The organism is Mesorhizobium sp. M7A.F.Ca.US.005.03.1.1, from assembly GCF_003997975.1.
GTDB classification, from domain to species: Bacteria; Pseudomonadota; Alphaproteobacteria; order Rhizobiales; family Rhizobiaceae; genus Mesorhizobium; species Mesorhizobium ciceri.
In genome coordinates this window covers 1-22,794 of sequence record NZ_RZRO01000058.1, presented here as the reverse complement: position 1 = coordinate 22,794, position 22,794 = coordinate 1, and the positions used below count along the sequence as shown (strand labels likewise).

The following is a 22,794-nucleotide window of genomic DNA, read 5'->3' as shown; positions in this document are numbered from 1 at the left end:
CGCATGGCAATTGCCATGCGGCTTCTATCCTGTTTGAGAGATGCTCTGTGGATGACGCCGTTTCCCTCCGTTTCGAAGTGCGTTCGGGGCACTATTGCGGTCTGACCGGCAAGACGGATCTTCAAAAGTGTTTAATCGGCAGCGGCTTCGATGCCGATTTGGTCTTTGTCGAGCAGGGACTGGCACCGCATCACCTTCGTGTAACTCTTCTTGGCAAGTCGATCGAACTGGAGGCGCTTGCACCCGGACTCAGTATCGAGGGCAACCGGAATATCGCCGCAGGCCAGTCCGTTGTTGTGCCCCTTCCTGTCGTCCTGCTCGTAGGCGAGATGTCCATTGCTTTGTCCGTGCAGGATGCAGAGCCGCCTGGTTCGACCGGCATACCGCGCCTACCGATCGGTGTGCTCGCCATGGTCATAATCAGCTCACTCGGGATCGGCGCGCTTTCAGGCACGATCTCCTATCTTGGCAATGCAAGTGGATCGAGCCCCAATTCACTTCGGGCTGAAGTCGCGTCCAGAACGATCAGTCACCGCGCTGACAATGAACTTACGGAGGCAGCGGCCCAAGAGCTGCAGGAGGAAGTCGATCGAGCGGGTCTTCTCGACGTCAAGATTGGGTCGGCAAAGGGTGTTGTGACCGCCGAAGGCACCGTCACGTCTGAATCGGTCATCAGTTGGCAGAAGCTTCAGCAATCGTTCGATCGTCGCACCAAGGGTACTCTAACACTGGTGAACGGAGTGCTCATCAAAGAGGAGAAGGCGCCATCCGCAATCGCGGTCGAAGCTGTGTGGCATGGGGTCCAACCATATATTGTCATCGACAGCGAGAAGTATTTTGTCGGCGCCATTTTGGCTGATGGATGGGTGGTCGAACGTATTGAGGACAGCCGTGTGCTGCTGAGCAGGAATGGCCGCATTGCTGCTCTCCAATATTGAAAGCTCGCAGGCCCCATCAAGCAGCACTCTATGGCCAGCCAAACATCCTGTCGCGCTCGGTGCTGACAAGCTGGCTGCGTTGGAAACATTTGCTGCCCAGCCATTTCGCGCCTGCTTGTGGCTCTCATGCAGGGTCACGCGCTGGCCAAGGCTGAGGCGCCTTCGGAGTTCGAAAGCCACGTTTCATGGCGTAACAGCAGAGTAAGTCTCAACCGATTGCAAAGGTGTCTCGATGGCCAACGTCCTGCGTGACTTCATCAAGCGTGCGCCGGCCAGCCCGGATTTAATGGTTGCGTTGATGCTGCTTCTGGCTGTCGCGATGATGGTCATGCCTATCCCGGTCGTGGTGGTCGACGCCCTGATAGGATTCAATATGGGGTTGGCCATACTGCTGATGATGGTTGCCCTGTATGTCAGTACTCCACTTGATTTTTCCTCTTTGCCCGGCGTTATTTTGATTTCCACTGTATTCCGTCTCGCGCTCACGGTCGCAACGACGCGACTGATCCTGGCCGAGGGGGAGGCCGGCAGCATTATTCATACTTTTGGCGATTTCGTCATTTCAGGCAATATCGTGGTGGGTTTCGTCATATTTCTGGTCGTCACCATGGTGCAATTCATGGTCCTCGCGAAGGGTGCCGAACGGGTGGCAGAAGTGGCGGCGCGTTTCACGCTGGATGCTCTGCCGGGCAAGCAAATGGCGGTCGACGCAGAGCTACGCAACGGCCACATCGATGCCAACGAATCCCGCCGGCGGCGCGCCGAATTGGAGAAGGAAAGCCAACTCTATGGCGCGATGGACGGCGCGATGAAATTTGTGAAGGGCGATTCCATCGCCGGGCTGGTGGTTATCTGCATCAACATGCTGGGTGGAATTTCGATCGGCCTGCTCTCCAAGGGCATGTCCTTCGGCGAGGTACTGCATCACTACACTCTGCTGACGATAGGCGATGCATTGATATCGCAGATTCCGGCCCTTCTGCTCTCCATTACTGCGGCGACCATCGTCACCCGTGTGACTGGGACGGCGAGGATCAACCTCGGTACAGAAATGGTCAGTCAGCTCACGGCCAGCACTCGAGCCTTGCGACTGGCGGCCGGCGTCCTGGTTGTAATGGGGTTCGTTCCTGGGTTTCCCCTCCCCGTCTTTCTGATGCTGGCCGCAGTGTTCGCTGCGGTAAGCATTGTCAAGGCTGATGTGCTGGGCGCCGGCACTGCCGATGCGAAAGGTGGAACTGCAGCGGAGCCTAAGCAAGCCGCGCCTGCGAAGGAATTCCCGATCGCATTTTTTCTAGCGCCAGATCTTATGCAGGCGGTCGATCAAGCCGAATTGCAAAAACATATTGGGCGCGTTTCGCTCCTGGTCACAGCCGATCTGGGCATTATCGTTCCTCGCATCCCTGTCTTGGTTGACGAGCAGCTGCCTGAATCGCAATTCCGAATTGATGTCGAGGGCGTGCCAGTCGAACAGGACGCCTTAGATCCAAACCAGATGGCGCTCCGAGCCGATGTAGCGCACGTCGACTCGAGCGGTGTCCCCCTTAGACGTGAGCCGAAAACGGACAGACTCCCGGTTGAACATACCCCTGCAAAGGCCCTTACGGGCGCCGGCACGGAGCATAGGGCTCCCGGCGAACTCCTCGCCTTGCGCGTCCATGCAGCGTTGACCCGCTACGCACCGCGATTGGTGGGCATCCAAGAGACCCGACATTTCCTGGGCCGAATGGAGCAGGAATATTCTGAGCTTGTGAAAGAGGTGCTACGCACGACGCCGATTCCTCGGATTGCCGATGTTCTGCGCCGCCTCCTGGAGGAAGGTATCCCAATCCGCCACACCCGTCTCGTGTTGGAGGCATTGGCCGAATGGAGCGAGCGTGAGCAGAACGTTGCCCTGCTGACGGAATATGTCCGTTCTGGTTTGAAGCGACAGATCTGCCACCGCCATGCCAACACGGAGGGCATCGTGTCCGCCCTGGTCGTCGAGCGCGAGAGCGAGGATGTGATGCGTGGCGCGGTTCGAGATTCGGATGCAGGCCCCTATCTCGCACTGGAGGATCGGCAAAGCGAAGCGATGCTATCACAGATACGTCAGGTCCTTTCGAACGCAGAACCGGGTCAAACCCGCCCTATTCTGTTGACGTCGATGGATGTCCGACGTTTCGTCCGCGGCTTTCTGACGCGAAACGGGGTTGATCTCGCCGTGCTGTCTTATCAAGACCTCGCCTCCGACTTTACAATTCGCCCCGCAGGATCCGTCACACTCCCGCACGGATCGAACAGCGGATTGTTAGAGTAGTCCCACCTTTCCTAACTGAACGCCACGCGCCTCCCCGATAACTGAGAGATAACATGAATAGTAATACAGTTTCTCCATCGCCTATGTTTCTGCGCCGGAACTCACTTCTTTTTGCCGTACTCGCCATTCTGCCTTTGGGCGGTTGCGCCAGCTGGCAAAAGCCGGCTCTTTCCGTGCAGGAGACATCTTCCCCCGAGTTGCTCAGCGCCGATCAAATCGATCCGGCTATGCGCGAACGCATTTTGCGCGAAGTTGGTCAGGATGTTCAAGAGCGGGCTTTGCGGGATGAGGTGAAGCAGCACCCGGACAATGTTGATGCGGCGATACGACTTACAAATGCCTTGGTGGGCCAGAAGCGCCCGCACGAAGCGGTTGAGGTGCTCGACAGCGTCTTGGTTGCAGCCCCAGGAAACGTACGTGCATTGAATGCGAAGGGCGTGATTTTGGACATTGAGGGGCGGCATGACGCGGCACAGGCCCTGTATCGGCGAGCTCTCGAAAACGAGCCAGGCAATCAGATGGTGCAGCATAACTTCAATCTGTCGCTTGCCTTTAACGGCAAGTCCGAACAACCAAGGTTAGCACGATCGCAATAGGTGGGCACAGTGCATGCGCAGCCTGTTCCCCGGCTCGAACACGCGCTCGGCTCCCATCATAGATGGCCCCCTGAAGAGAGCCATATCTATGCAAAACAGTTGCTCCAGATCTGGCCGGCAGAGATCGGCAGGAGAGCCGGATGACATCACGCGGCCACCCGCAAGGCCACCCGCCTCGCTTCGTTGCCAGAGCGCCCTCTCCCTCGCCGGTCACCGTCTCGCAATGCGGCGACCTGGCTTAAGGCGGTCGACCGAGCGCCCGATGCAGTAGCCATGAATACGTAACGCAGCGATGGACCCGCCGGATCGTGTCGCGCTTGTGCTGGCCGTCCCTGCCATTACAGCACGGTGATTGTAGCTGGATCATATTCTAGAGGCATCGATGGTGTGGATGCCTTCGATCCAAACAATCGATTTGTTGAATTCGTCCGCCTGAGGAAATTAGCTGCGGCGATCCGACTTCCGACGCCTGCAGGCGCAAAACCAACAGCGTGAGCGCTGCGGGTCCGGAGGCAGGCTGCAAAGTGCAATCACCAGCGCTGATAAGCGGCAAGTGAAGAATGTATCGCTCGGGCAACTCCTGTGTTGTGCACGGTTGCCCCGCGAGGTGAACTGTAGCAGCTTGGCAGCTCAGCGTTCACGAAAGGAGAAAAGATTTGGGGCCAAGCAAAGACCGGCTTTTTTGATTGTCTTGCTGTATCGCTATGGTGGGGCGGGCGCGACCGCTCCCATAATTCAATACGCTGCCTTTAGCGATGGACGATGACGGGATGCGTCGCCGAGACTTCAATGGTGGAGGAGCAGCGCACCCGTCGATCCATTTGCTTTCAGCGGCAACCGCCACTATGAAGCGACACTTCGCCCAACTGTGTTTCAAGCTGCCCGGAGAAGTTTATGACAGAAGAACCCCACAAGACCGACATCCTCATCGAGCTCACTGCCGATGTTGTATCAGCCTACGTCTCCAACAACCCCGTCCCGGCGGGGGAGCTTCCTGCCCTGATCGCCCAAGTGCACGGGGCTCTAAACGGCACGGCTGGACTCATACCGGCAGAAGAGCCTGTGCCTGTAAAAAAACCTGCTGTCCCGATCAAAAAGTCGATCGAACCGGACTACATCATTAGCCTTGAAGACGGCAAGAAATTCAAATCGCTAAAGCGCCATCTGGCGACGCACTATGGTCTGACCCCAGACGAATATCGCGCCAAATGGGGTCTGCCGTCGGATTATCCCATGGTGGCGCCGAATTACGCCGCTGCGCGCTCCGCCTTGGCCAAGACCATGGGACTCGGCCGCAAACCGAAAGAGCCGGAAGCCCCAGCCACGGCGCCGGCGAAACGGACCCGCAAGAAGGTCGCAGCCTAAATCCGTATCAACAGTCGTTCGGACGCGCAGCAGCCGTTGGCCCAATCTGCGCGGAATCAAAGGGCGGGGATGAGCCCCGCCTTTCCCGTCCAAGAGCCTCATTTCCAGAGTAATTCATGATGGCTCCAGCAATCCCTGCCGCGGCATTAACTTGCATGCTCCGGCCCGGGTTTCGAGCCGTCAATGCGTTCCGGCGATGACGAACCTTGCCAAGGCTTTCCCGGACCGTTAGCCAGCCTTGCTGAGGCTGCCTGCAGAGGACTTTCCCGTGCGGCGATCCTGTTCCACCTCGTAGTTGATCTTCTGGCCCTCATTAAGGGTCGACAGGCCCGCTCGTTCAACAGCGGAAATGTGGACAAAGACATCCTGACCGCCGTTGTCAGGCTGAATAAAACCAAAACCCTTCGTGCTGTTGAACCACTTCACCGTTCCAGTCGCCATATCCATTCCTTTGTAATAAGTCGCAACTTAGGCAGGCCATTCACGCCAGCCTGATTTGTACACGAGACTTTAGGCGCATCAAAATCGGAAAATTGCAAGGCCCACTCGATCGCCTGATCTCCAGCAGCAACTGCAACATATGCGAGGCGCGTGCCAGACGAGGCGTATGCCAGACGTTTCGTCGTGCGCTGTCGCTCGAACGTTGACAGAAACAATGACACACCTTGCAAACTCGGCACATCTTGTGGACGTGCTCGGGTCGCTTCTCGACTGCGATACCCGCTCCTGACCGGGTATCGTCGGCCAAAATGAGAGTTTTTGTCATGTGCCGCCAGACCGAAAGATCAGGCGCGCAGCGACCTGCACATTCAAACCGGAACCCGCGAACCTCGATTAGCTTCTGCCTGCTCCGAAGGGCGGTAGCCTGCTCTGAGGCGGGCCACTGTCGGGTTGAAAACCAACTGTCGGGTTCGGAACCCCAGATTGTCGGCAAGGTACGCGCCGCCCACTGGTTGGCCAAAGGGGCACTGGCTCCTGATCCTGCCGCCATGCTCGCCCGATCTCAACCCGATCAAGACAGGTCTGCTCAAAACTCAAGGCGCGGCTGCGGAAGAAGGCGGCCAAAACTTTCGACGCTCTCTGCGGAACTCTCGGCGATATCTGCCAGCTGTAGGAGCCAAATCAAAAACCATTAATTGCGACAGGTGATTTTATGACATTCATTGCGAAGAGGCCAGAATGAACAGCGGAAGAGAGTAGCAGCTCTCTGGTCGCGGCGAGGTGGATCGTCGACACGATCGGCACCTGGCCCGTGCGGGGATCGCACCGCAGCCAGCACCAGAGCCAGACCTTGACCGCTTGCCTTGCTCAGGCGCCACAACAACGAGTGGCTGGAAGCAGATCCACGTGAACTCAGCGATATCGATCAGACGATGCTTACCCTCATGAAAGCCGATCCCGACGCTGTCCAGCGCCGCGAAATCCTGACCAGCATATGGCGCATCGGATGCCACCGCCTGCACACTCACCATCGACATGCCGGAACTCGGAACCAAAGGCCGCAAGCCTCGCCGGCCTCGGCAAAATGGAGCGGCCGCGCCTTCATCCGGGGCGGCCGGGCCAATGTTCGCCAGGCCCTCTACATGCCCGGCCCTTCGCCCTGCGCTTCAACCCCGACCTCAAGGCAAAATACCAGGCGCTAAAGGCGGCAGGCAAACCCGCAAAGGTCATCATCTTGTTGCGAAAGCTCCTCATCCTAGCAAACGCTCTCCTCAAGGCGCAGCGAAAATGGCCCCTAAAACCCTTGACCGAAACGGATACCTTAGCCTTTCAGGTGAGGCGGGCCGAGATAGACCAACCGCGGGTTTAACTTCGCGAGTTTAAGCTGATTATGCCGATGCAACTCTAGCGCCTGCGCGACCGTTTTAGCTTCCATCAACAAGGCGGCAGGCTGGGAGGAAGTACCCTCCCCTGCCGCGAACAAGCTTTGGACAAAGCCCCACCTTGTCCGTAATGTGATCGGGAGGCCGGGGCGCGGCGGTGCTCAGCGGATGTGACGCGCGAGATCTGCGACCCTACCCATCAGCACTTCCATCGGTCCTCGCTGGAAGATGCGCAGCCAAAGCACCGCAAAAGTGCTGATAACCACAACGAAGCCAAAGAGCGTGGACAGGCTCTCGTCTTTGAAAATGTTTATCTTCATAAGATAGGCTATTCCCGCAATGTGCAGCACATAGGCCGTCAAAGACATCGAGCCGACTGCGATTATTGGCCAGACCAGCTTTCGCAGACGCGGGAGCGCATCCACAGCGAGCATGCAAGCCGCCAAGATGATCATTGCGCAACCGGTGCTGCCCACGATCGAAAGCGTCGTTTCGCTATGAGGTGCGGCTATCCATGACGACTTGACTATAAATGACGACTTGGAAGGCTCAAAAGCGCCGTCAACGTCAGACCACCACAAGGAGGTTTCAGTCAAAGCGCGGGAACTCAGCGCGAGCAAGGATCCCCCATGGCCCAACACGGCCAGCGCGACCCCCGCCAGACCAAGGCGCCAATGCGCTGCTAGCGTATTAAGATTAAGGCGCGCGATGGCCATGCCAGCGATGAGGAAAGGAACCCAGGTCACCGCGGGATAGTAGCCGTTGACCATGAGGTTGAAGACCGGGTCGAGGAGGTTGGGGGCAACCGACAGAAGGGAGGAACGGACTTGCGGGAGAACTAATGCCGTAGCGGCAGCGATCAAGCCCAGCTGATATGCGCTGAGCCGATGGAGCGGCAATACCAACAAGAAGCAAATTCCGTAGTATTCTAGGATGACTTCGACCTGGGTACCGAGGCAGCCCAGGATTGAGCCAAGCGCGAGCAAAACAAGGGCACGAATTGCGACTCTGGCGATGGCCTGTCTACCGGCTATCCCCGACTTCGGCGCCTTGCGACCTGTAATCAGGAGGATTGAAAAACCGGCCAATACGGCAAACAGGGCCGACGGCCGCCCATGGGTTAGTTCCATCAGAAACCCGACTAGTCCTCCTTCGCCGGGGTCGGGACCGAGATGGGCGGCATACATCCCGAAGACAGCCAGGCCCCGAGCGAGGTCGATGCCGACCAGCCGATCTACTACCGACCCATTCCTAGCGTCGGCAACCGGTGCCTTCATTACCATGGTAGATTCCCTTGTTGGGTGTGTGGATCGCGGGAGCCGCGATAGGAGAGCCGGTCGGCTGCTGCCGTCGCCTCGTGAAAGGGTTCAAAACATCGCGCCATCTGGCGCATCGAGCCGGCGACAGAGCTGTTCAGCCATTAGCCTGGGGTAAGAACAACAGATCGGCTCACAAAGCCTGTGTCACGGACCTGAAAAGTGGTGTCGCGGAACCGTCGTTTTTTGCATGATGGCTAAGCCGAGAGATCCACTGCACCGACGAGAGACTCAGCGACGTTAGATATCCGATCAGTACGCCGCGGCTCCGCCGGTGACGATCACCCCGGGTGTCAAGGCCAGGGCGTAAACCTGCCATAATCTGTGGTAGTGCGCCCGCGACCAATCCGTTCGACAAAGCTCGGCGCATGGTCGAGCCAATCATATTCTTCCATGTGGCTGTTGCCTGAAAAACCGAAGACGCCGTTCGCTGGTCCAGCTCCAGACCTCGGCCTGCGTCGGTCATTAGAACCGGCGCGCCTGTTTCCCAAATCAATTTGCTGATGCAGCCGCCGGGGGTCACATTGAGCAAAAGTGCCGAGTTCAGGACGGGTTTCATAGGGGCTCTTCGTTTGGCTTTGTTAACGACCCCTTTCTTGCAAGTTGTAGCTGACAGCAGCCTGAAAGCTCCCCAAATAATTCGCTGCCGCCGGTTCAGCCTATTGTCAGCTTCGACCAATAAGATGGGAGCCTTGCCCTCATACCGGAGCTCGGCAGCATGATGCGAATACTGCTCACTGAAGACGATAAGGACCTTGGAAGTGCTATGCACGATCATTTGGTGGCTGGTGGCCACGCGGTCGACTGGGCCAAGAACCTGTCCGAAGCGCGCGATTATGCAGCTGTGGTCGGCTACGACCTTATTTTGCTCGACGTTCACCTGCCGGACGGCAATGGGATCGACTATCTGCGGGAGCTGATCAAGGAACTTGAATCGGCACCGGTCATCATTCTGACAGCCTGCGATCGGATTTCGCATCGCATCGAGGGCTTCAACGCTGGAGCCGACGACTATTTGGTCAAGCCGTTCGATCTGGGGGAACTCTCAGCGCGTATCCATGCAGTGGCACGTCGCCATGGGCATTTTCCGGAGCCGCAATTTTCGGTTGGGACGCTTTCCATACAGGCAGCCGAGCGACGCCTCTTCCGCGACGGGCAGGAGGTCTACCTGACTTGACGCGGATGGGCGGTGCTCGACTACCGTCTGCCCCAGCCCTGCACGGTCGTTTCAAAAGGGAAGATCGTGGACGCGCTTTTCGGCAGACGGCGCTGATTCATACTCTAAAAGAAAATTCGGCTTCCAGTTGCCTTGGCCATGACTTTCCTTCCCGAGAGATGGGTGACAGTTCATTCCGGATAGATGGGTTACACTTTCGGCCCTTTGCAAGGAGAGCAAGGTGCCTTGGAAGGAGTGTAACGTCATGGAAGAGCGGCTGAAGTTCGTCGCCCGGCTGCTGGACGCGAGAAGATGGCGGTGCTTTGCCGGGAGTTCGATATCTCGCGCAAGACCGGCTACAAGATCCTCACGCGCTACAACGACAGCGGCCTGGAGGGCTGACGGACCGATCGCGGCGGCCCTATCGCCACGCCAATCAGCTTCCGTTTCAAATCGAGAAGCTGATTGTGCGCCTCAAGCAAGACAAGCCGACATGGGGTGCGCCGAAGATACGCGAGCGGCTGGCCCGGCTGTATCCGGATGTGCACCGGCCCGCGATCTCGGCCGTGCATGCCGTGCTCGACCGCCACGGCATGGTCGAGCGCCGCAAGCGCAGGCGCAACAGGGCGACGGGGACACCACTTTCAAACGGCTGTCGCCCTAACGATCTTTGGTGTGCCGACTACAAGGGCGAGTTCGGCAGAGAACACGGCCGGGACAGGGGATCACAAACACTTGACCGTTCCAGACCCTGGCAGTGGCGCATCGATTGACCGTTGGCTCTGTTCGTGGGCACCGAAAATAGGGCCTTCTTGGTCCTCGGCAGAGAATATGGCCCGGACGGGGGATAACAAACACTTGACCGTTCCAGACTCTGGCAGTGGCGCATCGATTGACCGTCGACTCTGTTCGCGAGCGCCGAAAATACGGACGACCCCTATGGTCAAAGTGCACTTCTGACCTGCTAGGCACTGTTCGATAACTGGAGGCACCCGCTACGGTGCCCTCGTATTTAAGACACCTGTCAGTTTCAAGCCTGGACATTGACGCGTGGCGCGGCTGCCATTCGTTGACCGCCACGTCGAATTGCCCGCCAACCAGTGTACAGCCGCCGGTGGTCACATTGAGCAAAAGTGCCGAGATCAGGAGGGGTTTCATAAGGCCTCTTCGTTTGGCTTTGTTAACGACCCCTTTCTTGCAATTGTAGCTGACAGCAGCCTGAAAGCCCCCAGATATTCGCTGGCGCCGGTTCAGCCTACTGTCAGCTTCGATCAATAAGGCAGGAGCCTTGCCCTCATACCGGAGCTCGGCAGCCTGATGCGAATACTGCTCATTGAAGACGACGACGACCTTAGAAGTGCTGTGCACGATCATTTGGTGGCTGGTGGCCACGCGGTCGACTGGGCCGAGGGCCTGTCCGGAGCGCGCGGTCATGCAGCTGTGGCCGGCTACGACGTTATTTTGCTCGACGTTCACCTGCCGGACGGCAATGGCATCGACTATCTGCGGGAGCTGATCAAGGGGCTTGATACAACGCCGGTCATCATTCTGACAGCCCGCGATCGGATTTCGCATCGCATCGAGGGGCTCAACGCTGGCGCCGACGACTATTTGGTCAAGCCGTTCGATCTGGGGGAACTCTCGGCACGCATCCGTGCAGTGGCACGTCGCCAAGGGCATTTTCCGGAGCCGCAATTTTCGGTTGGGACGCTTTCCATACAGGCAGCCGAGCGACGCCTCTTCCGCGACGGGCAGGAGGTCCACCTGTCTGGACGCGAATGGGCGGTGCTCGACTGCCTTCTACGCCGGCCCGGTTCGGTCGTTTCAAAGGGGAGGATCGAGCACGCGCTTTATTCATTCAATTCGGAGTTCGAGAGCAACACAGTGGAGGTTTATGTCAGCCGGCTCCGCAAGAAGATCGGCGGGGATAGAATAGCAACCGTGCGTGGCTCCGGATACAGGCTCGTGGTCACATGACGAACTCGAACAGCATGACGAGAAAGCTGATATCGTGGTTAGGCGGGGCAACGCTCCTGGTTTGGATCGCCGCCCCAACCATTGCTGCGTTCATTTTTTGCAATAATGTAAACGAAAGTTCGGATGACTTGCTCCAGGGGAGCGCAGAGTACAGAGAACCAGAGCTGATCAAGGTCTTGAATGGAAAACACGTTGATCAATACAATAACCACTTGCCAACTTATGAAAAGTACTGGACCTATCGTGAGCAGGTTATTAATAAGTACGGGGTAGTGCTTATTTCTGAACCGGAAGAGGGTCAGCAGCCCTTCCCTGATGCTCCCCTGAGTAACGGCTTTTGGCGAAACGCTGATTACCGCGTCTACACAGAGGAGATCCAAGACGGCGTGTATCATCAGTTGGCCGAACCGCTTGATGGCCGCCGTACCACAATCGCGAAGGGCGCACTTTTTGTCTTCCTTCCGACACTCGTGCTCCTGCCCTTTAGCTTAGCTGTTTGGTGGATCGTGATCCGGCGCTCGCTGCGGCCAATCGAGGTACTGCGACAGCAGATCGGATCGCGCGACGGCGGCAATCTGTCACCAATGGACTTGGGCGATTTCCCGGCAGAGTTGGCTCCAATCGCGGCATCCGTCAATCGGCTTCTCGATCGTCTGCGGGCGGCTCTCGAGGCCGAACGCGAGTTCGCCGCAAACAGTGCGCATGAACTGCGCACGCCGATCGCAGGTTCAATCGCTCAGATGCAGAGATTAGTGGCCGAGCTTCCCAATGGGTCGGCCAAAATGCGTGCGCGCGGCATCGAGCAAGCGCTGTCGAGCCTTGGCCGCCTTGTCGAAAAAGTGCTTCAGCTCGCTCAAGCCGAATCGGGGGTTGGCATGGCGGATCACGCGATCGATCTTGTCCGATCGGTTCGGCTGGAAATCGATGACCTGAGGAAAAAGCCGCAATATGCCGGACGCCTGCATCTTAACGTCGACGGCTGCCCCACTTTGATGCGCAAAGTGGATGTCGATGCGTTTGGGATCCTCCTTCGTAACCTGATCGAGAATGCGCTGATACATGGACTGCCCACTGTTCCGACAACAGTTTCCGTCCAAACTGATGGAACCATCGCTATTGCAAACGCCGGACCGGTGGTGCCCCTCCCCGACCTCGAAGGGCTTACAAAGCGATTTAGTCGTGGTGCTACTCCTGCTGCGGGCTCAGGCCTTGGTCTACATATCGCTAACATGGTTATCCAGCGGATCGGTGGCAGTCTAGAGCTTGCGTCGCCCGCCCGCGGTCGCAATGATGGTTTCGAGGCGATCATACGAATTCCTCAATGACACCGGTGAATTCGACGACAGTTGGACACAGGGCGGATTGCTGGCAAGGCTGCTGACAGGGCGAACTGTACGGCAGTATGTATACGGCGTAGAAATCGTACTTCACACAACGCATTTCGGCCGCGGCAATCAATGCCGCTATCATCGTCTGAGCAGTTCGATCGAAGCGACACGACATGATCGGCAAAATCGAAGGCTCCGCCTCACCGCTCGCTCGATTTCGCCCGGGGAGAAAAAAGGCCATCCGAGAAAGTGCAAGCCGCCGCGCAAAGGCGACGTGTCCAATTGTCTGGGTGCCCCTGTGCGCCGGCCCGATCGGGTTGGCGCAGGTCCAGTAAGGACCCGGACCAACCATTCCATTTAGACGACCGGCAGGTTTTAATCGGCGTCCGGATCGCCGTCCCAAAATGCCCCAAGTATACGGCTAGAAAGGCTGCCAACGATCGAGCTTTGGTCGGAGGCGTGCTTGTCAGCGTCTTGGGTGCTTGACCGGCCTTTGCAATGGCCATCGCCATCGCAAGTATCGTGCGTGGCCAGTGAGACCGCAATTTCATCAGCCTGGAGCCGACCGTATCGGTGCTTTTTTATGATTTAGGGATTTTTCGTTTTCCTCTTGGATCATCACGGGTTTGGAGAGGATCTGGTGTTAAGTGCCATTCGGAGCGCCGGCGAACGGCCCGAAATTAATGTGGTCGAGTGATGAAGCCTCCCGAATGCGTTAAACGAGACCCTTTATGGCGGCCCTGGCTGACAACAGTCTGAAAGCTGCAAGCGGCATGCGAAAATGGGGCGATCCTGAATGACGACAGATGCTATCAACATGAAAGAGGCTCGCCCTGAAAGCTGAGCACGCTTTATGCTCAGGCTGCTGACAAGGCCAAAGCAGCGTAAGTGCGTAGTGAAATCCAAGGTCCACATGGGTCGTCGCGCGTCCCATGCGCCTGGGAAGGCGCCGGCCCGGCCAAGCTTTCCCAGCTCGTCCGCATGATGCTTCGCTGAGCGTCAATGGACGTTGGCGCGAGACCAAGGCGTCGTGCGTTGCAATCCGGACGGTCCAGGGTATCAGGAGTTTCACGGCCTCGGCCCGCTTGGCTGGCCACAGTTGAAGCTCCAACGTACCGGCTGGCACCGGGAAATTGGGCTCTGCGCTGCCTCAACGCTGATGGCACGGTCAATGCTTGCCTACCGATGGGGCCGCCCATGCCGTGATGCTGTCGGTCGACGTTCGCAAACCAGACCCTCGCGAGACCCAGCGAAGGGGCTCGCCGGTACGACGAGGGACCTTACCTCTTTATGCGCGGCATCATTATCGAGGATGACATGTTGCCTTACACGTCGTCCCTCGCGCTCGGGTCTTTGTGGGGCGGATGAAGTCCTGATCGCGGTGGCACTGCTGCATGTTTGCGTAAGACCCATCCAGTCACGATCGCGCTGTCCTTCGATGTCGCGGTGCTGATAGGCGGGCAGATCGGTGTGCGCGGCGCCCGCCAAAGGATCGTCGTCACGCCGGAGGAGGCGAGCGTCATAGCCGGCGCGCCGGCGAAAGGCGCTTTCTGTCGGATGCCCGACAATGTCGGATATCGCAAGTATCAAGGTTGGATCAAACCTTGCGAATCGGGGCTTTCTTACTTGGCACGGGGCATGCTCAGGTATCCGCAAACACCCAATGGATAACGAGCAGACTTCCCATGGCCTCACCATGCCGAAAGTTTCCCGGACGCATCCAAAGATGAGGCTCGCGTCAGGCCCAGCAACACGCTGACGGCTCATGTGGCTCGGCGTCGCGTGCCGATCCACTTTCTCCCAATAGGCGTTCGGGAGACATAGATCCTTCAAAATGAGGAACAGATCACTTTGCCAGGAACGCAGCCCATAACCCCACTCTCCCTACCAGAACTACCAAGCAAGCCCCGCACTCATGGGCTTCGCAGGACGTCCGTTGCGTCCGAGTTGGTCGGCGCGGGGCCGGCTCCGATCCCCGTCGCATGGGAGGACGGCAAGGCGAGGGATTTCGTGCTCGACAACGGCATGGAGGTGGTCGTCATTCCCAACCACCGGGCGCCGATCGTCACCCACATGGTGTGGTACAAGATCGGCAGCGCCGACGAGCCGCCGGGCAAATCCGGCATCGCCCATTTCTTCGAGCATCTGATGTTCAAGGCGACGACCAACCATGCGGGCGGCGAATTCGACCGCGCAGTGTTCGAGATCGGCGGCTCCAACAACGCCTTCACCTCCTCCGACTACACCGCCTTCTATCAGACAGTGGCGCCGTCGGCGCTCGAGCTGATGATGAGCTTCGAGGCCGACCGAATGCGAAACCTCATCCTGACCGACGATGTCGTCAAGACCGAGCGCGATGTGGTCATCGAGGAGCGCCGCTCAAGCACCGACACCAACCCGCAGGACGTTCTCCATGAGGAGATCGACGCGACGCTGTGGCAGAACCACCCCTATCGCATCCCGATCATCGGCTGGATGCAGGAGATCGAGCAGCTGAACCGCGTCGACGCCACCGTCTTCTATGAAAAGTACTACTGGCCCAACAACTCCGTGCTGATCGTGGCCGGCGATGTCGAACCGGACACGGTGCGGGCGCTGGCCGAAAAGACCTATGGCAAGGTGGCGCGCGGACCTGACCTGCCGCCGCGCATCCGGCCGGTTGAGCCCGAGCAGAACACCAGGCGCACCGTCACGCTCTCAGACGCCCGCGTCAGCGTGCCCAGTTTTTCGACGCAGTGGGTGGTGCCGTCCTACCACACCGCCAAGCCGGGCGAGGCCGAAGCGCTCGACCTGCTGGCCGAAATTCTCGGCGGCGGTAACCGCGGCCGGCTCTACCAGGCGCTCGCTGTCCAGCAAGGTATCGCTTCCAGCGCCCGCGTCTATTTCCAGGGCACTATGCTCGACGACACCAAGTTCGCCATCTATGGCGCACCGCGCGGCGATGCCAAGCTGGCTGATCTCGAAGCGGCGGCCGCTGCCGAAGTTGCCCGCATTGCCGAGGATGGTGTCAGCAACGAGGAACTAGGCAAGGCCAAGGACCACTATTTGCTCAATATGATCTTTGCGGAAGACAACCTGGACTGGCTCGCCAGCATCTACGGCTCGACGCTGGCCACCGGCGGTACCGTGAAGGATGTCGAGGAACGGCCGAATCGCATCCGCAAGGTTACCCCCGAGCAAATCAAAGCAGTTGCCGCCCGCTATCTCGCGTTCGACCGTTCGACCACGGGCTATCTCTTGCCCAAGACGGAGAATCAAGAGATGACGCTCGGCGCTCGGCCCCATGCTGCGATGAACATCCAGGAGGTGAAGTCCGAAAAGGGCATCATCGCCTGGCTGGTGGAGGACCACACAGTGGAAATCGTCAACATCGGCTTTGCCTTCAAGGGCGGCACCAAGCAGGACCCGGTCGGGAAGGAGGGGATGGCCAAACTGATGGCCGGCCTGTTCATCGAAGGCGCTGGCCATTACGACAGCGGTGCCTTCCAGGTGAAGCTCGACCATGCCGGCGCCGAAATGAGTTTGGACGCGCAAAGCGACGACATCTACGGATCGATGTGCATGCTTTCCAAAAAGCAGGACGCGGCGTTCGGCCTGCTTCGGCTCGCGCTGAACGCGCCGCGCTTCGAGCAGGGGCCGATCGATCGCGTCCGCGCCGAGATTGTCTCCCGCATCGTCGGCAGCGAGCGAGACCCTAACGCCATCGCTCAGCGCAAATGGCTGCGCGCGATCTATGGCGCGCATCCTTGTTCAAGGCTGGGAGAAGGCACAAAAGAGAGCCTGCCCGGCATCACGCCGTCCGACCTCCGCGCCTTCCACCAGGCCATTTTCGCTCGCGACGGGCTCCATATTGCCGTGGTGGGTGACATTGACGCGAACACGTTGAGGGAAAGGCTTGACCAGCTGTTTGGTGATTTGCCTGAGCAACAAACCCTCGTCCCCGTCTACGATGTCGCGCCGAAACTCGGTCAACTGGTGGAGGAGAACTACGACCTGCCGCAGACTTCGCTGACGTTGGCCTGGCCTGGCGTGAAGCCTAGCGCGCCGGATTTCTACGCGGCCGTGCTGCTGAACGACATCCTTGGCGGCTCATACTTGACTTCCCGCCTTTACGAGGAGGTACGTCAAAAACGCGGCCTTGCCTATCACGTCAGCTCTGAACTAACCCTTGACTCGCTTCTGGTTACGACAGAGACACGCTCGGACTGCGCTGCCCAAACACTGAGCATCGTGCGAGATGTGGTAAAGCAGATGGCGCAGCAAGGACCGACCGGGGCCGAGCTCAAGGCGTCGAAGAAGCACCTGATCGGCGCCTATGCCATCGACCAACTGGGCTCGACCCGCTCGATTGCAGACCGGCTCCTGGATTTGCAGATTCACAAGGCCGACGTCGACTACAACCAGCGTCGCGCCCGCAGCATCGGTCGGGTGACGCTCAAACAGGTCAAGGCGGCGGCCAAAAAGCTGCTTTCGGCCGAGCCCGCCATTTTGGTGGTCGGCCCGCCGCTGGGCGGCAAGGATGAGTAAAGAAACTCATCTCACCTTCCTTCTTCATCGGGGCTTCTCGTGGGAAGAGCGAATGTGGAGGCCCGTGGGCCAAGCAGATCATGCAGACGCGCGGAGTCGTTTTCGCCGACCTTGCGCGGCATTGGCGGTCCGGCGGCCTCTCGCCGAAATGGCGCTCCTCAGCATGTATGCCGCCTTTTTGCAGAATTCAGTCGCATGCCACCAGCAGGCATGGTGGATGAAGCAAACATCCGACTGCTTAATCCATCAATTGATGAACCGCGGGCACTCAAACTAACGAAACTGCTGTCTTTTCATCGGGCTAGCGTGGTCTACCAGCTGCTTTGCCGAGGCCCTACGACGAACCCACTGGTGCAGAATACACACTGACGGCCTGTCGACCTGGATGTTCGCTGCGTTGAGGAGGAATCCGGTATTGCCCCTGTGCCTGCCGATGATCCGCCGTCTGAAATCCCCGCACCTGTTTGGAGCCATCGACCGCCTGCCGGCACTCGGCAGACCAGTTGGCAATAAGACGTTCGAGGTCGTCAATCCGTCGACCGGCGAAGTTTTGGCAGAGCTTCCCGATATGGGCGTGGAGGAGACACGTGCTGCGGTAGACAAGGCCTATGTTGCGCAGTCGGGATGGGCCGCGTTGACGGCCCGAGAACGTAGCGACGTTCTTTGGCGATGGCATCAGCTGATCATCGACCATGCAGGCGATCTCGCCGCGATTCTGACTGCGGAAATGGGCAAGCCGCTTGCCGAAGCCATTTCAGAGGTATCGCATGCGGCGGCGTATCTGCAATGGTATGCCGAGGAGGCCAATCGCGTCTATGGCGAGACGATCTCGGCACCCTCGACAGACCGCCGAATGCTAGTGATCAAGCAGCCCATCGGCGTTGTTGGCACGATCACGCCATGGAATTTCCCGGCCTCCATGGTGGCGCGCAAAATCTCGCCGGCCTTGGCTGCGGGCTGCACAATCGTGCTCAAGCCCGCTGAACAGACGCCGCTCGTGGCTGGCGCAATGTTCGCCCTCGCCCATCAGGCCGGCTTTCCCGATGGCGTGGTCAACCTGATCTATGCGTCCGAAGGTGATCGCGTGGGCCGTGAACTCTGCACCAATTCCAAGATTCGAAAGATCAGCTTCACCGGTTCGACCGAGGTCGGACGGCTGCTGATGCGTCAGTGCTCTGACCAGATCAAGAAGGTCAGCCTTGAACTCGGCGGCAATGCACCTTTCATCATCTTCGATGATGCCGACATTGACGGTGCTGTTGACGGTGCGGTCCAGGCGAAGTTCCGCAATGCCGGCCAGACCTGCGTTTCCGCGAACCGCATTTACGTCCAATCGAGCGTTCACGATGAGTTCGTCAAGAAATTCGTGGAAAGAATCCGGCACTTGTCGGTTGGCGACGGATTCGATGCCGGAGTGGACATCGGACCGCTCATCGACAAGCATGCTCTGGCCAAGATCGAGTCTCACGTCGCAGATGCCATTGCGAAAGGCGGCACAATACGATGCGGGGGCCAGCGTATCGGCAAGAATGGCACGTTTTTCGAACCCACGGTCCTCACCGAGATTTCCAGCGTCATGGCAGTCGCGCAAGAGGAGACATTCGGGCCGCTCGCGCCGATCATTCGCTTCAACGATGCGGATCAGGTCGTGCGCGAGGCCAATGACACGATATACGGCCTCGCCGCATACTTCTATGCCTCAAACCTGAAGCGGGTCTGGCGTGTGGCAGAGGCTCTGGAATATGGCATGGTTGGCATCAACACGGGACGCATGTCCTCGGAGGCGGCACCGTTTGGCGGGATCAAACAATCCGGCATCGGGCGGGAGGGTTCCCGTCATGGCCTCGAGGACTATCTGGAAATGAAATATCTTTGCATGGGCGGGATTTGAAACCTGCTGCACTGTCTCTCCGCCCCACCGGGGGGCGGCCTGCGGTCAATGCCGCCACCTAATTGGAAGTTCCAAACGCCGTTGACCTGAAACACGGATGCCCGGCAGGAGACTGAGCTCGCTGTCGGGCCGGACATGCCTTGGGAGGGCATAAGTCAGCGCTCCTAGGGCCGATGGGCCACTCAGTTCGTGCGCCTTTTGCCGATTGCGTTGCATGTGCCGTGCCAAGCCAAAAAGCATTGATAAACCGCCGATGGATCAGCTTTTGCCCTGTTGCGCATTCTACATTGTGGGATATGCGACAATGCCCAAGCGGTTGAATCGTCGTGTTGCAGAACCCCAGACGGGTCATGACTGCTATTCTTAGGACAGTGCGCAGCAAGCCGCTACTCGCTGCACTCCAGGCACACCATTTCCATAATCAAGCGGTGGGTGCTATGTTGACCGAGCTGTCGACCAGGGAACGGTGTGAGGCCTCAGATCCCTCCATATTGTTGCACCCGCCGGTCCAACAGGACTGCAGGTCCGGCCTCAAAGGATCTTGGCTGCTATGGCGACATTGCGGTGCACGCCGCTTTCCGACCAATGATGTGCGTCCAGGTCGAGGCCGGCCCTAATGAACCACCGCCTTGGCACCCTCGCCCATCTCATTTCGGCATCGACAAGCTAGACCAGAGCGCACTTGCAAGGCGCCATGCAGTCCTGTCGGCGGGCGAACTGTTGGTGACGGGTACAGCTGCGAGCGAACGTTCATCCACCGACGCACAGCGCGGACTGTCGCTTTTCAAATTAGGAAATCTCTGTAGCCACCATTCATGAGCGCGCGGCCACGCGAGACGGCCCGACGGATGCGGTCGCGCAGATGATCGCGAGGATCCGCCCAGTCGGCATGGACGCGCCGTTGACCGATGAGAACTTCGGCGAGCTCGCGATGAGGTGCTCCGGCGAGCGAACCGTCGAGCGCACGAAGAACGAAGGACAAACGAACGCCGCGCTTTTCCGGCGCAAACAAGCGGGGGGGCAACTGTTGCCCTAGACTGAGAGCATTGAGGCACTCCAGTCCCCTCAGTCGATGCTTTAAAAGCACCGCGGGCCAGATGGCTTGCGTATGCAGGCAAACAGGGTGGAGGATATTCGCGCCCGAGACGGCGAGCTGCAGCGCGTGGTCCGCATTGCGAAGAAGAACATGCTGGCTCTTGTCGGGCGCCAGCAGGACGATTGCACGACAGGGCAATGCCGAGAGTTCGAACGGCGGTGTCGGCGACGAGGCAGGCAACCGTTCCGCAATGACCGGCAGCACATGGACGCACCAGAGCGGACACCAGAATACGACCGAAGCGCGGCCACAAGACTCCGCGAAACAGAACACCCCAGCGTGACAGGTCGCCGGCCGACGCGACCATATCGAGAAAGGATTGGAGAGACCAAGTCTTGCAATGCTGGCGCGCAGCGGTCAGATCGCGCTGGAACGCTGGATTGCGGCGTAAGAACTCCCAAGCCCACTCCCGCAGCGTCAGGCCAGCGGTGTAGTCGTATGATCTTTCATCCCGCCAATCGGCCTGATCCGCGCCAGTCAGGAGATTCATGACTGACATCCCCTGCCCGCGCCTGCGTGCGTCGAAACATTATGCCACTTCGCAAAGCATCGGCGAAGGCAGCAGACGTCGAAGACCCCGTTTCGTTGAAGCGTCAGCCATCGCCACTGTCGGCGACAGAAGATGTGCCCAAATTGCCACCAGACCGTCGAACTGGCACAGCGACGGCCAGCGCGACCTGGAATTGATCCCGTAACGGTCATCGGCTCCTGCGTCGCGATCCAGACGTCCCTTGAAGGCGCAGTAGCGCGGCAGTGGATCGCACGCTGCTTGTCGGCAAGTTGTCGTAGCGGCGGCGCCATAGGCACGGTCATCGGAGGGTCTCCTGCGGCAAGCTTTCGCCATTGGAGGCCAATCTCCCCGCTAGGGCAGCCTGTGCAGTTGCACAGGTGAAGCGGATCAATCAGGGGGAGCCATGGCGGAAACTGGATGATGGCGGCTTGAGGAGAGCGGCGTATCGAGGCGGGTGATGAAGCCTGCCAGTACCTCTCAAGGAGAGTGATACGCCATGAACGAGACTATCAACACATTGTTCGCCTTCGTCAGCCCGACGAAATCGATGATACCCTGACGGATGTACTTCGCAGCGGCGCGCGCAAATTGCTTGCGCATGCGATCGAGATGGAGGCCGAGGCGTATGCCAAGGCGGTCGACTGCCTGACGAAAGATCATATTGCGTCGCTGGCGCTCTACGATTTCCCCGCCCAACACTGGGATCATCTGCGAACGTCCAATCCCATCGAAAGCGTCTTTGCAACCGTTCGCTATCGCACGGTGCGTACCAAGGGCTCGCTATCCTCGAAAACCGCCCAGCTGATGGTCTTCAAGCTGTTGGCCGCGGCCAGGAAGTGGCGACGATTGAAAGGACAAAATCAGTTGCCGAAACTCATCGCAGGTGCCAGGTTCCTGGACGGAATCCAGGTCATCGAAACGAAGCCGCAGAGCGCCGCTTGATCAGCCTCGTCACCCAAATTCCAGCATAGCTCCATCGGAACTGCCAGCCTTCCTTGCCGATCAGGCGCATATCAGCGCTGACGATACCGAGGACGGCGATGGCGGTCACCTCCAGGCCGCCGAGTAACGACCCTCAAAACACCGCACTGGTCGAGGCCAGCCTGAACCGGTATCTTGTGCCTGCCCTCGGGAGTCGCTCTATCCACCATGTGATCGACACCGACATTGCTAACATCACCAAGAAGATCGTCGCCGGGGGTCACCCGCAAGCGGCTAACACGGCCTTCTGGTGTATGCGGGCATTTTTCAACTGGTGTCGCAAACCGCCGCAACGGCTCATCCGCGGTTTCCCCGCGAGGGATTGGAAAATCCGGATCCGGCCCCGATCGTCAAGCGCAAGCGAGTGGTGAACGATGCCGAACTGGCGGCTATATGAACGGGCTGTGAGCCCGAACCGGGCGATATCGGCTATTCGTTCGGCTCCATCGTCAAGCTGCTCATTCTGACCGGACAGAGGCGTACGGAAGTTGCCGCGATGCGTTGGTCCTCAACCTTGAAGCCGGAACATGGAACTATCGGGTGACCGCACGAAGAACGAAGAGCCTACGCTTATTCCGCTGTCCACACTGGCGGTGTCGGTCCCCCAGACGGTACCGAAGACCAATGACACGTTTTTTTCCCTGCGAGGGGCAACGAAAGAAGCCACTTCTCAGGCTACGCGAAGGGCAAGAAGGCTCTAGACGGCAAGGTCAATACTGACGGGGTGGCTTTGGAGAACTGGACCCTTCACGATCTGCGCAGGACGCTCGCGACAAATCTCGGCAGGCGGCAGGTATTGCCACACGTCATCGAGCACATACTGAATCACAAGGCGGCGTCCTTGACAGACATTGGCGAAATCTACAATCTCTATAGCAACGTCAAGGAGAAGCGCGAGGTGTTGCAGATGTGGTCAAATCACATCGAATGGCTGATCAAGCAGGCTGCGGATGACGCTCTGGCGGCGTAGCTGCTGGCATGGGCGGAAGATGC

At 58.7% G+C, this 22,794-nt stretch carries 14 protein-coding genes and 2 pseudogenes; 13 read left to right on the top strand and 3 right to left on the bottom strand.

The genetic code is table 11. From position 1 onward, the window contains the following. Positions 1-47: 47 nt before the first annotated feature. The 4 genes from EN990_RS22220 (at position 48) to EN990_RS22205 (ending at position 5,195) form a co-directional block, all read left to right on the top strand. Positions 48-938, top strand: a complete 891-nt coding sequence (locus tag EN990_RS22220) for a hypothetical protein (RefSeq protein WP_024505382.1) — start codon at positions 48-50, stop codon at positions 936-938. 232 nt (positions 939-1,170) lie between these two features. Further along, entirely contained in the window at positions 1,171-3,234 is a 2,064-nt protein-coding gene (sctV, locus tag EN990_RS22215; RefSeq protein WP_063169272.1) for a type III secretion system export apparatus subunit SctV, read from the top strand. Between the two features lie 53 nt (positions 3,235-3,287). Then, positions 3,288-3,830 (top strand): tetratricopeptide repeat protein, encoded by a 543-nt coding sequence (locus tag EN990_RS22210; RefSeq protein WP_082826568.1) that lies wholly within the window; start codon positions 3,288-3,290, stop codon positions 3,828-3,830. A gap of 894 nt (positions 3,831-4,724) precedes the next feature. Further along, on the top strand, positions 4,725-5,195 hold the full coding sequence (locus tag EN990_RS22205) for a MucR family transcriptional regulator (RefSeq protein ID WP_024505385.1): 471 nt from the start codon (positions 4,725-4,727) through the stop codon (positions 5,193-5,195). 228 nt (positions 5,196-5,423) lie between these two features. Here the strand turns inward: EN990_RS22205 and EN990_RS22200 are convergent, their stop codons facing one another. Next, positions 5,424-5,636: a cold-shock protein gene (locus EN990_RS22200; RefSeq protein ID WP_008874821.1), complete on the bottom strand. Its 213-nt coding sequence runs from the start codon at positions 5,634-5,636 to the stop codon at positions 5,424-5,426. 1,543 nt (positions 5,637-7,179) lie between these two features. Continuing rightward, complete coding sequence (locus tag EN990_RS22195; RefSeq protein WP_063169274.1) at positions 7,180-8,301, bottom strand: DUF418 domain-containing protein; 1,122 nt, start codon at positions 8,299-8,301, stop codon at positions 7,180-7,182. A 751-nt stretch (positions 8,302-9,052) separates the two neighbouring features. On the opposite strand from EN990_RS22195, the gene EN990_RS22190 reads away from it, so the two are divergent. From EN990_RS22190 to EN990_RS22160, 7 genes and pseudogenes are all read left to right on the top strand, one after another. Further along, complete coding sequence (locus EN990_RS22190; protein ID WP_224570033.1) at positions 9,053-9,511, top strand: response regulator transcription factor; 459 nt, start codon at positions 9,053-9,055, stop codon at positions 9,509-9,511. 244 nt (positions 9,512-9,755) lie between these two features. Then, positions 9,756-10,188, top strand: a pseudogene (locus EN990_RS22185) (helix-turn-helix domain-containing protein); the annotation flags it as partial. A gap of 619 nt (positions 10,189-10,807) precedes the next feature. Continuing rightward, entirely contained in the window at positions 10,808-11,467 is a 660-nt protein-coding gene (locus tag EN990_RS22180; RefSeq protein ID WP_024505389.1) for a response regulator transcription factor, read from the top strand. Next, complete coding sequence (locus tag EN990_RS22175) at positions 11,464-12,792, top strand: HAMP domain-containing sensor histidine kinase (RefSeq protein WP_063169275.1); 1,329 nt, start codon at positions 11,464-11,466, stop codon at positions 12,790-12,792. Before EN990_RS22180 ends, EN990_RS22175 begins: the two co-directional genes overlap by 4 nt. Before the next feature lie 1,950 nt (positions 12,793-14,742). Beyond that, positions 14,743-16,047, top strand: a pseudogene (locus EN990_RS22170) (pitrilysin family protein); the annotation flags it as partial. A gap of 9 nt (positions 16,048-16,056) precedes the next feature. Then, positions 16,057-17,322, top strand: a complete 1,266-nt coding sequence (locus EN990_RS22165) for a pitrilysin family protein (protein WP_128311092.1) — start codon at positions 16,057-16,059, stop codon at positions 17,320-17,322. A gap of 415 nt (positions 17,323-17,737) precedes the next feature. Next, positions 17,738-19,213 (top strand): NAD-dependent succinate-semialdehyde dehydrogenase, encoded by a 1,476-nt coding sequence (locus tag EN990_RS22160; protein WP_095769043.1) that lies wholly within the window; start codon positions 17,738-17,740, stop codon positions 19,211-19,213. Positions 19,214-19,997: 784 nt separating this feature from the next. On the opposite strand, the gene EN990_RS22155 is transcribed toward EN990_RS22160, so the two are convergent. Beyond that, on the bottom strand, positions 19,998-20,513 hold the full coding sequence (locus tag EN990_RS22155) for a DUF2285 domain-containing protein (protein WP_224570032.1): 516 nt from the start codon (positions 20,511-20,513) through the stop codon (positions 19,998-20,000). Positions 20,514-21,306: 793 nt separating this feature from the next. Here EN990_RS22155 and EN990_RS22145 point away from each other — a divergent pair. Both EN990_RS22145 and EN990_RS36720 read left to right on the top strand, forming a co-directional pair. After that, positions 21,307-21,762 carry a transposase gene (locus EN990_RS22145; protein WP_256748481.1) on the top strand — a complete coding sequence of 152 codons (456 nt, stop codon included), beginning with the start codon at positions 21,307-21,309 and terminating at the stop codon, positions 21,760-21,762. An 880-nt stretch (positions 21,763-22,642) separates the two neighbouring features. After that, positions 22,643-22,771: a hypothetical protein gene (locus tag EN990_RS36720; protein ID WP_135907184.1), complete on the top strand. Its 129-nt coding sequence runs from the start codon at positions 22,643-22,645 to the stop codon at positions 22,769-22,771. Positions 22,772-22,794: the final 23 nt, after the last annotated feature.

Excerpts from the sequence above, each read along its gene's own strand:
- EN990_RS22195 (WP_063169274.1), bottom strand. The coding sequence starts at position 8,301 with ATGGTAATGAAGGCACCGGTTGCCGACGCTAGGAATGGGTCGGTAGTA.
- EN990_RS22165 (WP_128311092.1), top strand. The coding sequence starts at position 16,057 with ATGACGCTCGGCGCTCGGCCCCATGCTGCGATGAACATCCAGGAGGTG.
- EN990_RS22205 (WP_024505385.1), top strand. The coding sequence starts at position 4,725 with ATGACAGAAGAACCCCACAAGACCGACATCCTCATCGAGCTCACTGCC.
- EN990_RS22190 (WP_224570033.1), top strand. The coding sequence starts at position 9,053 with ATGATGCGAATACTGCTCACTGAAGACGATAAGGACCTTGGAAGTGCT.
- EN990_RS22175 (WP_063169275.1), top strand. The coding sequence starts at position 11,464 with ATGACGAACTCGAACAGCATGACGAGAAAGCTGATATCGTGGTTAGGC.
- sctV (WP_063169272.1), top strand. The coding sequence starts at position 1,171 with ATGGCCAACGTCCTGCGTGACTTCATCAAGCGTGCGCCGGCCAGCCCG.
- EN990_RS22180 (WP_024505389.1), top strand. The coding sequence starts at position 10,808 with ATGCGAATACTGCTCATTGAAGACGACGACGACCTTAGAAGTGCTGTG.
- EN990_RS22210 (WP_082826568.1), top strand. The coding sequence starts at position 3,288 with ATGAATAGTAATACAGTTTCTCCATCGCCTATGTTTCTGCGCCGGAAC.
- EN990_RS22200 (WP_008874821.1), bottom strand. The coding sequence starts at position 5,636 with ATGGCGACTGGAACGGTGAAGTGGTTCAACAGCACGAAGGGTTTTGGT.